The organism is Janthinobacterium silvisoli (assembly GCF_014200725.1).
Lineage (GTDB): Bacteria > Pseudomonadota > Gammaproteobacteria > Burkholderiales > Burkholderiaceae_D > Janthinobacterium.
Genome location: NZ_JACHCL010000001.1, coordinates 2,176,946 through 2,191,037, shown reverse-complemented (window position 1 = coordinate 2,191,037; position 14,092 = coordinate 2,176,946). Strand labels below are relative to the sequence as shown.

13 protein-coding genes are annotated in these 14,092 nt (G+C 60.2%); 9 read left to right on the top strand and 4 right to left on the bottom strand.

Annotated features, from left to right (window positions below; genetic code table 11):
• Window positions 1–32: 32 nt before the first annotated feature.
• From sucC to HDE75_RS09795, 6 genes are all read left to right on the top strand, one after another.
• Window positions 33–1,202: an ADP-forming succinate--CoA ligase subunit beta gene (gene sucC, locus HDE75_RS09820; RefSeq protein WP_183674362.1), complete on the top strand. Its 1,170-nt coding sequence runs from the start codon at window positions 33–35 to the stop codon at window positions 1,200–1,202.
• A 13-nt stretch (window positions 1,203–1,215) separates the two neighbouring features.
• Complete coding sequence (gene sucD, locus HDE75_RS09815; protein WP_008452531.1) at window positions 1,216–2,097, top strand: succinate--CoA ligase subunit alpha; 882 nt, start codon at window positions 1,216–1,218, stop codon at window positions 2,095–2,097.
• Between the two features lie 293 nt (window positions 2,098–2,390).
• A complete protein-coding gene (locus HDE75_RS09810; protein WP_183674365.1) occupies window positions 2,391–3,719 on the top strand; it encodes a TolC family protein in 1,329 nt (442 codons plus the stop codon).
• Window positions 3,716–4,879, top strand: a complete 1,164-nt coding sequence (locus HDE75_RS09805) for an efflux RND transporter periplasmic adaptor subunit (RefSeq protein WP_183674368.1) — start codon at window positions 3,716–3,718, stop codon at window positions 4,877–4,879. The genes HDE75_RS09810 and HDE75_RS09805 overlap by 4 nt, the downstream gene beginning before the upstream one ends.
• Window positions 4,869–7,955 (top strand): efflux RND transporter permease subunit, encoded by a 3,087-nt coding sequence (locus HDE75_RS09800; RefSeq protein WP_183674371.1) that lies wholly within the window; start codon window positions 4,869–4,871, stop codon window positions 7,953–7,955. Before HDE75_RS09805 ends, HDE75_RS09800 begins: the two co-directional genes overlap by 11 nt.
• A gap of 158 nt (window positions 7,956–8,113) precedes the next feature.
• Window positions 8,114–8,584: a pilin gene (locus HDE75_RS09795; RefSeq protein ID WP_183674374.1), complete on the top strand. Its 471-nt coding sequence runs from the start codon at window positions 8,114–8,116 to the stop codon at window positions 8,582–8,584.
• A gap of 18 nt (window positions 8,585–8,602) precedes the next feature.
• On the opposite strand, the gene HDE75_RS09790 is transcribed toward HDE75_RS09795, so the two are convergent.
• Window positions 8,603–9,325, bottom strand: coding sequence for a flagellar brake protein (locus HDE75_RS09790; RefSeq protein WP_183674377.1), 723 nt, complete (start codon window positions 9,323–9,325; stop codon window positions 8,603–8,605).
• A gap of 167 nt (window positions 9,326–9,492) precedes the next feature.
• On the opposite strand from HDE75_RS09790, the gene HDE75_RS09785 reads away from it, so the two are divergent.
• Together HDE75_RS09785 and HDE75_RS09780 are read left to right on the top strand one after the other, a co-directional pair.
• Window positions 9,493–9,867 carry a DUF6713 family protein gene (locus HDE75_RS09785; RefSeq protein WP_183674380.1) on the top strand — a complete coding sequence of 125 codons (375 nt, stop codon included), beginning with the start codon at window positions 9,493–9,495 and terminating at the stop codon, window positions 9,865–9,867.
• Window positions 9,868–9,947: 80 nt separating this feature from the next.
• Window positions 9,948–10,226, top strand: coding sequence for a type II toxin-antitoxin system Phd/YefM family antitoxin (locus HDE75_RS09780; RefSeq protein ID WP_183674383.1), 279 nt, complete (start codon window positions 9,948–9,950; stop codon window positions 10,224–10,226).
• A 24-nt stretch (window positions 10,227–10,250) separates the two neighbouring features.
• Here the strand turns inward: HDE75_RS09780 and moaC are convergent, their stop codons facing one another.
• Window positions 10,251–10,757 (bottom strand): cyclic pyranopterin monophosphate synthase MoaC, encoded by a 507-nt coding sequence (gene moaC / locus HDE75_RS09775; protein WP_183674386.1) that lies wholly within the window; start codon window positions 10,755–10,757, stop codon window positions 10,251–10,253.
• Between the two features lie 220 nt (window positions 10,758–10,977).
• Here moaC and HDE75_RS09770 point away from each other — a divergent pair, with 220 nt between their 5' ends.
• The gene (locus tag HDE75_RS09770; protein WP_311735097.1) at window positions 10,978–12,486 is read left to right on the top strand and encodes a beta-barrel assembly-enhancing protease; all 1,509 of its coding nucleotides are present in this window, start codon (window positions 10,978–10,980) and stop codon (window positions 12,484–12,486) included.
• On the opposite strand, the gene HDE75_RS09765 is transcribed toward HDE75_RS09770, so the two are convergent.
• Both HDE75_RS09765 and HDE75_RS09760 read right to left on the bottom strand, forming a co-directional pair.
• Complete coding sequence (locus tag HDE75_RS09765; RefSeq protein ID WP_183674390.1) at window positions 12,481–13,083, bottom strand: DUF2946 family protein; 603 nt, start codon at window positions 13,081–13,083, stop codon at window positions 12,481–12,483. The two genes, HDE75_RS09770 and HDE75_RS09765, sit on opposite strands and share 6 nt — an antisense overlap.
• On the bottom strand, window positions 13,076–14,089 hold the full coding sequence (locus tag HDE75_RS09760; protein ID WP_183674393.1) for a YheT family hydrolase: 1,014 nt from the start codon (window positions 14,087–14,089) through the stop codon (window positions 13,076–13,078). The genes HDE75_RS09765 and HDE75_RS09760 overlap by 8 nt, the downstream gene beginning before the upstream one ends.
• Between the last annotated feature and the right edge of the window lie 3 nt (window positions 14,090–14,092).

Here is a 14,092-nt window from a genome sequence, read left to right as displayed (position 1 = left end):
TTTTACAAATCAGTATCAGAAGGGAAGCCAGCATGAAAATCCATGAGTATCAAGCCAAAGAAATCCTCCGGCAATTCGGAGTGACGGTGCCACGCGGCATTCCGAGCATGTCCGTCGAAGAGGCAGTCAAGGCTGCCGAAACCCTGGGCGGCCCGGTGTGGGTCGTCAAGGCACAGATCCACGCAGGTGGCCGCGGCAAGGGCGGCGGCGTGAAAGTGGCGAAATCGATCGAACAGGTCAAGCAATACGCTAACGAGATCATGGGCATGCAGCTGATCACGCACCAGACCAGCGCCGAAGGCCAGAAAGTCAACCGCCTGCTGGTGGAAGAAGGCGCCGACATCAAACAGGAACTGTACGTTTCGCTGGTCACCGACCGCGTTACCCAGAAAATCGTCCTGATGGCGTCGTCCGAAGGCGGCATGGACATCGAAGAAGTGGCCGAGAGCCACCCTGAAAAAATCCACCATGTCACCATCGAGCCTAGCGTAGGCCTGACCGATGCCCAGGCAGACGACATCGCGACCAAAATCGGCGTGCCTGCCGGTTCGATCGCTGACGCGCGCGTCAACCTGCAAGGCCTGTACAAAGCCTACTGGGAAACCGATTGCTCGCTGGCCGAGATCAACCCGCTGATCGTCACCGGCAGCGGCAAGGTCATCGCCCTCGACGCCAAGTTCAACTTTGACCCGAACGCGCTGTTCCGTCATCCAGAAATCATCGCCCTGCGCGACCTGGACGAAGAAGATCCAGCTGAAATCGAAGCCTCGAAATTCGACCTGGCTTACATTTCGCTCGACGGCAACATCGGCTGCCTGGTAAACGGCGCTGGCCTGGCCATGGCAACCATGGACACCATCAAACTGTTCGGCGGTGAGCCAGCCAACTTCCTGGACGTAGGCGGCGGCGCCACGGCAGAAAAAGTAACCGAAGCGTTCAAGATCATGCTGAAAAACCCAGGCCTGAAAGCCATCCTGGTGAACATTTTCGGCGGCATCATGCGTTGCGACGTGATCGCCGAAGGCGTCATCGCTGCGGTGAAAGCCGTTTCGCTGAACGTACCGCTGGTGGTGCGCATGAAGGGCACCAACGAAGACCTGGGCAAAAAGATGCTGGCCGATTCCGGTCTGCCTATCATCGCAGCCGACACCATGGAAGATGCAGCCAAGAGCGTCGTTGCCGCTGCTGCCGGTCAAGCTTAATTAAGGAATCAACATGTCCATTCTGATCAATAAAGATACCAAAGTCGTTACCCAAGGTATTACCGGCAAGACCGGTCAATTCCACACCCGCGGTTGCCGCGACTACGCAAACGGCAAAGCCGCTTTCGTAGCTGGCGTGAACCCTAAGAAAGCCGGCGAAGATTTCGAAGGCATTCCTATTTTCGCTAACGTTACCGAAGCGAAAAAAGAAACCGGCGCCAATGTTTCCGTGATCTACGTACCGCCAGCAGGCGCGGCCGCTGCGATATGGGAAGCTGTTGAAGCTGAAATGGATCTGGCTATTTGCATCACCGAAGGCATTCCTGTCCGTGACATGATGGCTTTGAAAGACCGCATGGCGAAAGCCGGCAGCAAAACCTTGCTGCTGGGCCCTAACTGCCCAGGTCTGATCACCCCGGACGAAATCAAGATCGGCATCATGCCAGGCCACATCCATAAAAAAGGCCGCATCGGCGTGGTATCGCGTTCGGGCACGTTGACCTATGAAGCAGTGGGTCAGTTGACCGCACTGGGCCTGGGCCAATCGTCGGCAGTTGGTATCGGCGGCGACCCGATCAATGGTCTGAAACACATCGACGTCATGAAGATGTTCAATGATGATCCAGATACCGACGCGGTCATCATGATCGGCGAAATCGGTGGTCCGGACGAAGCCAACGCGGCTTATTGGATCAAAGACAACATGAAAAAACCGGTCGTTGGCTTCATCGCTGGCGTGACCGCTCCTCCAGGCAAGCGCATGGGCCACGCCGGCGCGCTGATCTCTGGCGGTGCTGACACGGCACAAGCCAAACTGGAAATCATGGAAGCTTGCGGCATCACCGTGACCAAAAACCCGTCGGAAATGGCGCGTCTGCTGAAAGCCATGCTGTAATTTAGCCACGCTTGCAGTACCCAAAAAAGGAGCTTCGGCTCCTTTTTTTACGCCTGTCGTATTTGTTCTTTTTCCCTTCCCCTCACGTTTGATGACAGACGTATGACATTGCCAACTTGTAACACCGTTTACCAGCGCCGCGACCTATCATTTCACCCGTAATCCCTATCCTGGGCCGTTAGTGGGCCCTCACTGTTTCGATCAGAGTGCTTGCCCCGACATGCCGGGCGATGGCGCTCTGCCAGCCGCTTCGTCTCTCAACCCTGTTGCCTCTTTCTATCATTCTTGAGCGCATGCCTATCTCCATAAAACCCCTACGCCTGCTGGCTGTGCTGATGCCGCTATGCTGGACTTCCCTGGCCCATGCCGACGCGGGCTTGACGGACAGCTTGCCGCTGGACGCCTTGCAGCGCCTGGCGCTGGCCCGCAATCACGATGTGCGTATCTCCAACCTGGCGCTGGACGGCGCTGGTGCCAATGTGATTTCCGCCAGCGCCGCACCGAATCCCATGCTGACGATACAGACGGCTAATATCAATCCTGCTGCGGGCGTGGGTGCCGGCAGTTTGCGCAGCAAGACGGTCGACAGTACCGTGCGCATCGACCAGTTGCTGGAACGGGGCGGCAAGCGTGAGCTGCGCCGCGAAGGCGCCTTGTTTCAGGAAGAGGGCGCGCGGGCCGACGTGCGCGAAGCGCGCCGCCAGTTGCGCATTGCCGTCAGCCAGGCCTATTACGATGTGCTGGCAGCGACTCAGCGCCAGATCATCCTGGCCGAGACGGCGCAGTTGTACCAGCACAGCGTCGAGGCAGCGCAGAAACAGCGCCAGGCAGGCGATATCTCGCCGGCCGATGTGGCGCGGCTGGATGTCGAAGCATTGCGTGCCAGCAACGATGAAGTGCAAGCCCGCAGCGATCTGGCCCACGCGCGTCAGGCGCTGGCCTTGCTGACGGGTTTGACTGCGCGCCAGGCGCAATTGCCGCTGGCAGATGGCTGGCCAACACCGGTTGCCGTTGGTACTTTTTCGAAAGACGATGGCGAGAGCCTGTCCAGCGATGAGGCTATCGCCAAGCGCCCTGACGTAATGGCGGCGCAGGCACGCGTTGCTGCCGCTTTATCGGCGCACAAGCTGGCTCTGGCGGCGCGCACGCGTGATGTCTCCGTCGGCGTGCAGGCGGAACATTACCCGGTCAGCCCGAGCAACCCGCAGGGCAGCGGCAACAGCTTCGGTATCTCGCTGCAAGTGCCGCTGTTTGTGCGTTATCAATACGACGGTGAAATCCGCAGTGCCCAAGTGGCGCTCGATGCCGCGCAGGAAAACCTGGAACAGACGCGCATCCAGGCGCGCGCCGAGCTGAGCCGTACAGAACTAGATGTGCGCAGCGATAGTGAACGCCTGCAGCGTATCGACGACAGCTTGCTGCCGGCCGCGAAAAAATCGGCCCAGTCCGCTGAATTTGCTTACCAGCATGGCGCCATGGCGATTGCCGATGTGCTCGACGTGCGGCGCAACTACCGCGCCGTGCAGCTCGACGCACTGGCCGCCCGCGCCGATTACGCCAAGGCCCTGGCCGCCTGGCAAGCCTCCCTCCGCACCGATTCCTTAGAAAGTACGACACCATGATATCGCGCAGCACCTTGACCTATGGTTCCTTGTTTGTCTTGCTGTGCGGAGGCGCCGTCGCTGGCGTCCAGTATCTGCAGCGTGCCCATGCGGCAACACAAGCTGCCCCCTCCACATCCACCGCTCCACGCACGCCCGGCGTATTGCATTTCGCTGCCAATGCGCCGCAGCTGTCGACCTTGAAAATTGCCGCCGTGAACGCCGTGCCGCTGCCCGCCAGTGCGGCCCTGAATGGCCGCATCGCCTACGATGAAAACGTCACCACGCGCGTCAGCTCGCCCGTGCTGGGCCGCGTGCTGGCTCTGCATGCCGATAGCGGCGACAAGGTCGCGCGTGGCGCCTTGCTGGCCGAGCTCGATTCGCCTGACCTGGCCAGTGCCGAAGCGGACTGGCGCAAGGCCCAGGCCGATGAGCTGCGCAAGCACCTGGCCTTCCAGCGTGCCGAAACCCTGTTCAAGGGTGAAGTGCTGGCACGCAAGGATTATGAATCGGCCGATGCCGACTTCCAGCAAGCCCACGCAGAAACGCGGCGTGCTGCCCTGCATATGCAAAACCTGAACGCGGCCGGCAGCGACAATGGACGTTACGCCTTGCGCGCGCCGTTGGCTGGCATCATTGCCGACCGCCAGATCAATCCGGGCCAGGAAGTGCGTCCCGATGCGCCGGCCCCGCTGTTTGTCATCAGCGATTTGCGCCACTTGTGGGTGCTGGTCGATGTGCCGGAAAGTGCTGTTGCCAGCGTGCATGAAGGCCAGCTGGTCAGCATCGAGACGGATGCTTATCCGGGCCGCCGCTTCAGCGCCAAAGTGGCGCATATCGCGCCCGTGCTCGATCCCTTGACGCGCCGCATCCAGGTGCGCTGCACCCTGGACAATGCCGATGGCCAGTTAAAACCGGAAATGTTTGCCCGCGCTTCCTTCCTGGCCGGCGATGGCGCCAGCCTGGCGGTGGAGTTGCCGAACACCAGTTTGTTTGCCGAAGGCATGTACAGCTATGCCTTCGTGGAAAAGCAGCCTGGTACGTTTGAAAAGCGCCGCGTGAATGTGCGCATCAAGGGCCGCGACAGCAGTTTTGTCGATGCGGGCGTGGCTGCCGGTGAACGGGTGGTGACGGAAGGCGCCTTTTTGCTGAACGCCGAGGTAGACAGCAATGCTCACTAAGCTGATCGATTTTGTCCTGGCGCAACGCGTCTTCGTCTTGATTTTGACGGTGGCGCTGGGCGTCTTTGGTTATCGGGCGCTCAGCAACCTGCCCATCGAAGCGTTTCCCGACGTGCAAGACGTGCAGGTGCAGATCGTCACCCAATTCCCGGGCCAGGCGCCGGAAGAGGTGGAACGCAATGTGACCTTGCCGATCGAGCGCGAAATGAGCGGCGTGCCGCAGCAGACGCAGTTGCGTTCAGTGACCATCACCGGTTTGTCGGTCGTGACCCTGACCTTTGCCGATGGCACGGACGACTATTTTGCGCGCCAGCAAGTGCTGGAAAAGTTGCAAAACGTCACTTTGCCACCGGGCGTGCAAGCGAGCCTGGCGCCGCTGTCGACGGCTGTCGGTGAAATCTTCCGCTATGTGATCGAAGCGCCACCGGGCATGGATGCCAATGAAATCCGCGCCCTGCAAGATTGGGTGATCCGCCCGGCGCTGCGCATCGTGCCTGGCGTGGCCGATGTGGTCAGCTTTGGCGGTACCGTCAAGGAATACCAGGTGCAAGTCGACCCGGCCGCCTTGCAGCGTTATGGCGTGACCATCGATCAAGTGAGCACCGCCTTGACGAATAACAGCGCCAACGTCGGTGGCGGCCTGGTGCGCCGCGGCGACGAAGCGCTGGTGGTGCGCGGCATCGGCATCTTCAACAGCATCGATGATATCGGCCGTGTCATCGTCAGCGCCAAGGGCGGACGCACGGTGCTGGTATCGGACCTGGCCGACGTGAAAATCGGTTATCGCCCCCGTTCCGGCGTGGTGGCGTTCAACCACCAGGATAGCGTGGTCGAAGGCATCGTGCAGATGAGCAAGGGCAGCAATGCCGCCAAGGTAGTGGCTGACGTCAAGCTGGCGATAACCGGCCTCGATACGCGCTTGCCGAAAGGCGTGCATTTGCGCACGATTTATGACCGCACGGAACTGATCGGCCATACCGTGCACACGGTGGCGGAAAATCTGCTGGTGGGCGCCGCGCTGGTGATCGCCATCCTGATCATTTTCCTGGGTAACTGGCGCGCCGCCCTGATCGTGGCCGCCGTGATTCCCTTGTCGCTGTTGTTTGCCTTCATCATGCTGGACGCGCGCGGCATCCCCGCCAACCTGATTTCCTTGGGCGCGGTCGACTTTGGCATCATTATCGATAGCGCGGTGGTGCTGGTGGAAGCCTTGCTGGTGCGTCTGGCGCTGCTGGGCGAACCGGGCCGGCTCGACTTTTCCCTGCGCGAACGCACCTTGAAACAGACGGTGGTGGAACTGGGCCATCCGATTTTGTTCGCCAAGGCCATCATCATCGTCGCCTTTATTCCCATCTATACTTTCCAGCGGGTGGAAGGCAAGATTTTCTCGCCAGTGGCTTTTACGCTGAGCTTTGCCATGCTGGGCGCCATTATTCTGACGATGACCCTGATTCCGACCTTGCTGGCCTGGACCATGCGCCGTTATCCGATGGCGGAAAAACACAGTACCTGGCTGCAGCGCATCCAGGATAGCTATGGCCGCTTGCTTGCGTCGGCACAGCGCCGCCGCATTCCCGTGATGCTGGCCTCGGCGCTGGTGCTGGTGGTCACGCTGGCGCTGGCGCCCTTGCTGGGCAGCGAGTTTTTACCCAAGCTGGACGAAGGCAATCTGTGGCTGACGATCAGTTTGCCGACTTCCAGTTCGCTGGAAAAGACGCGTGAAGTGGAACAGAAAGTGCGTTCCATCATCATGTCTTACCCCGAAGTGGGCAATGTGATTTCCCACGTGGGCCGGCCCGACGATGGCACCGATCCCAAGGGCAGCAACAATATGGAAATCCTGGCCGACCTGAAGCCGCGCGATACCTGGCGTTTTGATGGCAAGGACGCGCTGGTGGCCGATATGTCCGCCAAGATACGCAGCCTGCCTGGGGTGCCGACCAATTTTTCACAAGTCATCGAAGACAATGTGGAAGAAGCCTTGTCCGGTGTGAAAGGCGAGATCGCCGTGAAAATCTATGGCCCCGACCTGGACGTGCTGACGCAGAAAAGCGAACAGATTGCCGGCATCCTGAACAGCATCGCTGGCGCAGCTGACGTGGAAGCGGTGAAAATCGGTGGCCAGAGCGAACTTGACATCGTGATCGACCGCGAGCGCATCGCCCGCCTGGGCGTGAATGTGGCTGACGTCAACACGGCTGTGCAAACGGCGCTGGCCGGCAATGCCGTCAACGCCTATTTCGTGGGCGACCAGCGTTACGACATCACCGTGCGCCTGAAAGAAGAGGCGCGCGATTCCGTCGACGCGATTGGCGCCCTGCAAATCAATTTGCCGGGTGGCGCAGGCACCGTGGCTTTGTCTGAACTGGCGCGCATTGAAGTACGCCAGGGTGCGGCCCGCATCAGCCGCGAAGCCGGTGGCCGCAATGCCTCCGTCAAGGCCAACTTGCTGGGCCGAGACCAGGGTAGTTTCGTTGCTGAAGCACAAGAGAAAGTGGCGCGCCTGGTGCACTTGCCGGCCGGCTATAACATCACCTGGGGCGGCCAGTTTGAAAACCAGCAACGGGCCGTGAAACGCCTGGAAGTGATCGTGCCGATCACCGCGCTGCTGATTTTCTCGCTGCTGTTCTGGGCTTTCCGCTCGGTGCGCAAGGCGATGCTGATTCTGTCCATCGTGCCATTTACCCTGATCGGCGGCATCCTGGGCCTGGGCCTGGTCGGCCTGCATTTCTCCGTCTCGGCGGCCGTCGGCTTTATCGCCGTGGCCGGTATCTCGGTGCAGAATGGCGTGATCATGGTCGAACAGATTGTGGAAATTGCCAAGAGCAATAGCAGTGCGGTGGAAAGCGCCATCGCCGGCGCCGTGGCGCGTCTGCGTCCTATCCTGATGACGGCGCTGATGGCTGGCCTGGGCTTGCTGCCTGCGGCCCTGTCGCATGGCATCGGCTCGGAAACCCAGCGTCCGTTCGCCGTGGTGATCGTGGGTGGCATCGTGTCAGCCACCTTCTTTACCTTGCTGCTGTTGCCGCTTGCTTACCCATACTTTGCGGAAAAGAAGGCCCCGGACGCTGCCTGACCCGCTAGGACGCCGCCGGGCACGATCTGACAAAAAACGTCGCTTCCGTTGCCTGAAGCGCTCAATTCCTGCCGCCGCCCTGGGCGTGGCGGCAGGGACTAGACTGGCACAGCACTTGCATCACCACTCTTATCGCACACCACCTATTGGAGGAGATAATGAGTACCCGTCTGCAGGCCGGTTTTACCCTGATCGAACTGATGATCGTCGTCGCTATCGCCGGCATACTGGCGGCCGTGGCGATTCCCCAATATAGCGATTACACCATGCGCGCCAAGGTCAGCAATGTACTGGCTGCGGCCGCGCCCTTGAAAACAGCCGTCGCGCTGTGCGTGCAGGAAAATGGCGGCGAGGCGGCTGCCTGCAGCACGCCCACTGATAGCGCACCGAGCAGCATACCGGCCTTTACCCCTACCCGAGAAGTGGCCAGCGCCAAGGTGACCACGGGCAATATCGAACTGACACTAGCCAGTGACCTGGGCACGGATATAGGCGGCAAGACGGTGACGATGGAAATGAAGTCCGGATCCAGCAGCCTGACCTGGTTCAACAGAACCACCGTGACGAATCCGGCGGCGCTGGCGGCGATTACCAAAAACAATATTCCAGAGAGGTCTGCCTCGCTGTGACGGCTTGCTGCCTTGGTCTCAGACGATTTTTTGCCTATCCACGATCAGCGCTTCGTAAGTCAGGTTTTGCAGCAGGGTGTAGTGCGTGGGTTCCAGGTCGATGAATTGCAAACCGTAGGTATGGATGGCGGCCTGTGCATCGGCATGGCCATTCGGCGGCTTGCCCACGCTGACATTCTGGATGCGGGCGCGCGTGTCGAGGCGCATCTGGTGCCGGTTCGGTGGCGCCAGCAAGGTAAAGCTCAAGGTCACGCCTTTGTCGCCGGGCGTGAGCATGGCTGGCGACTCGATCAGCGCGCCTGACACGCTGAGATTGACGATTTGCACGGGCATGGCGGCTTCTTCCGCATAGCTCAGTTGCGCCGGTATCTCGACCTTTACGCGCATGGCTGTGCGCAGGCTGGTGCCCTGTATCGCGTCGGGAAAACTCAGGTGCGCATAATTGAGCGGGCGGCCGAAGATGCGCAGCACGCTGCAGGCAAAAGAACAGACAGTAACGCCGGAAAACACGCGGATGGTCAGCTTGTCGCCTTCGTTAAGCACGATGGGGCCGCCGTTGTCCATGGGAATCTTGACGATCAAATACTCATCTTTGATATAGCCGATCAGGGTCGAAAAATGCTGGATGGGCTTGATGGCGCGGTGCGTAATAAACTGGATGCGCCCGCCTACCTGCAGATTCATTGCTTCAAATTCGAACTCCTGGAGCTTGGTTTCCGTGGCGGGTTTGTTACTTGTCATGCGGGTGACTCATATCAATGGGATTGAATGGGAGTATGCATGATTCTTAGTCAAAAAGCATTTGTGTCAAGGAAATCATGATTGACGTGTAAAAATATTGCAATTCCGCCGTAGACACGATTTGCGTCTTACAATTGCGTTAATATTGACGAAGATTAAAACGACACATGACGCGTAGCTACTTTTTCACCATGCTGTGCCTGATCCTGCATCAGATCGATGCAGCCTATTGGCAAGAGTGGGAGATGTTTTATCTGCCGGGCGGAGTGCAGGGTTTCCTCGTCTTCAACCTGGCGGCGATCGCCCTGGTGCTGAGCGGCTACCGCCACGTGGTGCTGGCTACCGCGCGCGCACCGTTTTATGCCGCCTGCTGCGCGACTCTCGGCACCGCCACCTTTTTAATCCACGCCGGCTTCGCGCTGGCGGGACGGGAGCAATTCCACTTGCCCCTGTCGATGGCGATTATCGCGCTGTGCCTGGTGGGTGGCGGGTGGTTGTTATGGGATCTGCGGCGCCAGCAAGCTGCGGCCTGGCCTCGCTGAATAGTGAACAGCAGCCAGGGCTGGCTAGTAGATTTGCGCATGCCGTGCTATCGTGTCTCTGTCAAATGAAGGAGGAATGCATGAACATTTTCGGCATTCAAACCATCAGTTACCTGAGAGCGAACACCAGCCATGTGTTGAAGCGGCTGCAGGAGAAGCGTGATCCAGTGGTCATTACGGTCAACGGCAAGGTGCAAGCGATAGTCGAAGATGTTTTAAGCTATCAACAGAGACAAGAGCAACTTGCCATGCTGCGTATTCTTGCGCAGGGCAGAAAACAGGTGAGTGATGGCAAGCTGACTGATCATGACGACTTCTTTGCTCAGCTTGGAACTGAAGACATTCCTTCAATAAAATAAGAATTGCCGCGATCAGGCTCGCTCTTACACCGCCGCCGTCCAATCCCCACTTTTCCCGCCATGCTTTTCCAGCACCCGCACATTGGTCATGACCATGCCCCGGTCCACGGCCTTGCACATGTCATAGATGGTCAGCAGCCCGATCTGCACGGACGTCAGCGCTTCCATTTCCACCCCGGTCTTGCCTGTCGTGTCGACCTGGGCGCGGCAATGGACGCTGCTGGCGGCTTGGTCCACTTCGAAGTCGACCGTGACGCGCGTCAATGCCAGCGGGTGGCACAGGGGGATTAAATCGCTGGTGCGCTTGGCAGCCATGATGGCGGCGATGCGGGCGATGCCCAGCACGTCGCCTTTCCTGGCATTGCCGGAAACGATCAGGGCCAGGGTGGCTGGCTGCATGCGGATGGTGCCGGCGGCCACGGCGCTGCGGCGCGTGTCTTGCTTGCCGCCGACATCGACCATATGGGCTTGGCCAGCGGCGTCGAAGTGGCTCAGTTCCCTGGCGGGGGCTTGCTTGTCGGATATTGTCATGGCGTCGGGTCAGGATGGAAAGAGGTGGTCATAGGGCATATGGCAAACAGATCAGGCATTTGCATGTGAGAAACGCCGATGCTTACGAGGTATCATATCACCCGTGAAATCAAAACCCACCTCTCATCCCTGTCATTTCCGCCTGCGCGCGCGCGTGCTGGCGCCGCTGCTGGCTGCGCTGCTGGCAGCGCCGCTGGTCCATGCAGATGCGCCGACCACGGTGCCTGTGAAACCGGCCGGCAGCTGGACGCCATTGGCCGTGCCGCCAGCGCCGAATTTGCCCAATCTGGGCGATACCTCGCGTGAAGACTTGTCGCCGGCGATGGAACGCAAGGTTGGCGAAGAGATCATGCGCGAATTGCGCGGCGACCGCGATTATCTCGACGATGCGCCCTTGCTCGAATATATGAACACCTTCGGCAATGCGCTGGTGGCGGCGCGTCCCAGCGTGCGGGGCGAGACCAGTTATGACTATTATTTTTTCGTCGTCCGCGATCCGCAATTGAATGCCTTCGCCTTGCCGGGCGGCTTTATCGGCGTCCACTCGGCTCTGTTGCTGGCCGCGCAAAGCGAGGCGGAACTGGCGTCCGTGTTGTCGCATGAAATCGGCCACGTGGCCCAGCGGCATATCGCGCGCATGCTGGGCCAGCAGCGCCAGGATGCCTTGCTGCCGCTGGTCGCCATTTTGCTGGCGGCGCTGGCGTCGCGCGCGGGCGGCGATGCGGCCATCGGCGTGTTTGCCGCAGGGCAGGGCCTGGCCATCCAGCGCCAGCTCAACTTTGGCCGCGATGCCGAACGCGAGGCCGACCGCATCGGTTTCCAGATCATGGGCGAAGCCGGTTTTGACACTACCGGCATGGTGGCTTTCTTTGGCCGCATGCAGGCGGCCAGCCGTTCCTATAGCGACCTGGTACCCGCTTATTTGCAAACCCACCCGCTGACGACGGAGCGGATTGCCGACATCCAGGCGCGCATCCGCGAGCAGCCCTACAAGCAGCGCCCCGATAGCCTCAATTTCCACCTGGCCCGTGCGCGGGCACGTGTGCTGCAGGATGAAAGCATGCAGGGCTTGCTTAATGCACAAGCTTATTTCAAGACACAGCTGGAGCTGCAAAGCCGCTTCCAGCTGACGGCGGCCCACTATGGACTGGCGTTTGTCGCCATCAAGCAGGGCAAGGTAGCCGAAGCCCAGGCCGAACTCGACGCGGCCAATGCGGCCCTGTACCGGCCGGCCGCGTCCAATGTGTTTACTTCGGTCGGCACGCAGCCGCCCAATTCGCTGCTGGCGGCGATGGCGCTGGAAGTGTTGTTGATACCGGGGCAAAAGCCGGAAGTGGCGGAACAGGCGATGAAAGAGGCCGATGCGGCGCGCCAGAAGTTTCCCCTGTCGCGCGGTATTGCTTACCAGTATGCGGAAGCACAGATTGCCGCTGGCAAGCTGGAGCAGGCGACCCTGTATCTGCGCGACCAGGTGCAGCTATACCGGGAAGAGCCGGCACTGTATGACTTGCTGGCGAAAGCCTATGCGGGCCAGGGCAAGATGACCTTGCAGCATATGGCCCTGGCCGAATCGTATGTGTTGCAGGGCGCCACCATGGCCGCGCTGGACCAGTTGACGATTGCCCGCAAGTCCACCGACGCCACGTTTTATGACCAGGCGGTGATCGATGCGCGCGAACGGGAGCTGCAGGAAAAACGCCGCGAGCAAATTAAGGATCAGAAATCATGATGATGGCAGGCCAGGTTGCGGCGCTTGCTGGAAACCGAAATACTGGGCCATCGTGGCATGGGCCAGCGGCTGCACGCTGATCTCTTTTTCCGCATGCAATAAGGTCAACGCTGGCTTGCCATCTGCCAGCCAGGCCAGCAAGCCATCATCGGTGACGCTCTGGCCAGCCAGGCGCAGCGCTGGCAGTACGTGGGCCAGGTCGCGGTCATCGAGCTGGGCAACGATCTCGCCACCATGCAGGATCAGGGCGCCGTTGTCGCACAGATATGCTGCGTCGATATGCTCCAGCGCCGTACCCGTTTGCAGCAAGAATCCGTGCTGCGGGTCGCTGCGGGCGATATAGGGAGTCGCTTCCAGGTTCAGATAGACGCGCTGCGGGCCATTCTGGAAAAACCAGCAGCCCCGTTCATCGTGTCCATAATTGCGGTTGATAAAGCCCAGCAAGGCGGCATGGACGATCTTGTCGCCGGGCAGCTGCAATTGCTGCGCGCGCTGGTCGCGCATGCGCCAGTGGCCGCGCGCGTCCAGGCCCAGCCAGCCGTAGCAGTGGGGTACATTCGGCCATTTGGTCAGCGCCTGTTTGACGAGTTCATCCATGTAAACTGTGTTCCGTGTGGGGGTGTTTTGCGTCAGCGTGACAGCTTTGTTTGGCTGATGGCGCGCCGCTGGCCTCTTCAAAAAAGTGGATCAGCCGCTGTGGCAGCCAATCGAGGCGTCCAGGCAGCTTGCCGGCGGCAAAGCCGACGTGGCCGCCGTGGTGCGGATAGTCAAGCTGTACCCTGGATGAGGCGCTCTCGGGCAGATAGCGTCCCGGCAAGAATGGGTCATTGCGGGCGTTCAGCACCAGGGTGGGTACGGTGATGTCGTGCAACACGTGTTTGGCGCTGGCGCGGTCCCAGTAATCGTCGGCGTCGCGGTAGCCATGCAGCGGCGCCGTGACGACATTGTCGAAATCATGCAAATTGCGCGCAGCCAGCATGGTCTCGCGCGCAAACAAGCCGGGAAACTGTTCCAGCTTGGCCAGGCATTTTGGTTTCAGGGTACGCAAGAACATGCGCGTATATAGCCGGTTGGCACCCGTGGACAGGGCCTTGCCGCCTTGCGCCAGGTCCAGCGGGGCGGAAACGGCGCCAGCCGCATCGACGATGTCGGCCGCATGCTGCGACTGGCCCAGCCAGCACAGCAGGGCGTTGCCGCCCAGCGAGACGCCGGCTGCGTAAAATTTCCCGGTGGCGCGCGGATGCAGCTTGCGCAGCACCCAGTCCACTTCCTGCGCATCGCCGGAATGGTAGAAGCGGGGAGCCAGATTGGCCTCGCCCGAGCAGCCGCGAAAATGCGGTACCGCGCCCGACCAGCCGCGCGCCGCCACTTCGGCCATCAATGCCCGTGCGTAATGGCTGTTCGACGAGCCTTCCAGACCGTGGAACAGCACCACGAAGGGCAGACCCGGCTGGCCATCGACCAGGTCCACATCGACAAAGTCGCCATCGGGCGCCGTCCAGCGCTCGCGCCGGAAGGCTACCTTGGGCTTGCTGATGCACATGGCCGGATAAATCGTTTGCAAATGGCCGTTGGGCAACCAGAGCGGGGAAATGTAATTCATGGG

Coding starts and splice junctions, on each gene's coding strand:
- sucD (WP_008452531.1), top strand. CDS start 1,216: ATGTCCATTCTGATCAATAAAGATACCAAAGTCGTTACCCAAGGTATT.
- HDE75_RS09795 (WP_183674374.1), top strand. CDS start 8,114: ATGAGTACCCGTCTGCAGGCCGGTTTTACCCTGATCGAACTGATGATC.
- HDE75_RS09765 (WP_183674390.1), bottom strand. CDS start 13,083: ATGGATGAACTCGTCAAACAGGCGCTGACCAAATGGCCGAATGTACCC.
- HDE75_RS09805 (WP_183674368.1), top strand. CDS start 3,716: ATGATATCGCGCAGCACCTTGACCTATGGTTCCTTGTTTGTCTTGCTG.
- moaC (WP_183674386.1), bottom strand. CDS start 10,757: ATGACAATATCCGACAAGCAAGCCCCCGCCAGGGAACTGAGCCACTTC.
- HDE75_RS09800 (WP_183674371.1), top strand. CDS start 4,869: ATGCTCACTAAGCTGATCGATTTTGTCCTGGCGCAACGCGTCTTCGTC.
- sucC (WP_183674362.1), top strand. CDS start 33: ATGAAAATCCATGAGTATCAAGCCAAAGAAATCCTCCGGCAATTCGGA.
- HDE75_RS09785 (WP_183674380.1), top strand. CDS start 9,493: ATGACGCGTAGCTACTTTTTCACCATGCTGTGCCTGATCCTGCATCAG.
- HDE75_RS09760 (WP_183674393.1), bottom strand. CDS start 14,089: ATGAATTACATTTCCCCGCTCTGGTTGCCCAACGGCCATTTGCAAACG.
- HDE75_RS09810 (WP_183674365.1), top strand. CDS start 2,391: ATGCCTATCTCCATAAAACCCCTACGCCTGCTGGCTGTGCTGATGCCG.
- HDE75_RS09790 (WP_183674377.1), bottom strand. CDS start 9,325: ATGACAAGTAACAAACCCGCCACGGAAACCAAGCTCCAGGAGTTCGAA.
- HDE75_RS09780 (WP_183674383.1), top strand. CDS start 9,948: ATGAACATTTTCGGCATTCAAACCATCAGTTACCTGAGAGCGAACACC.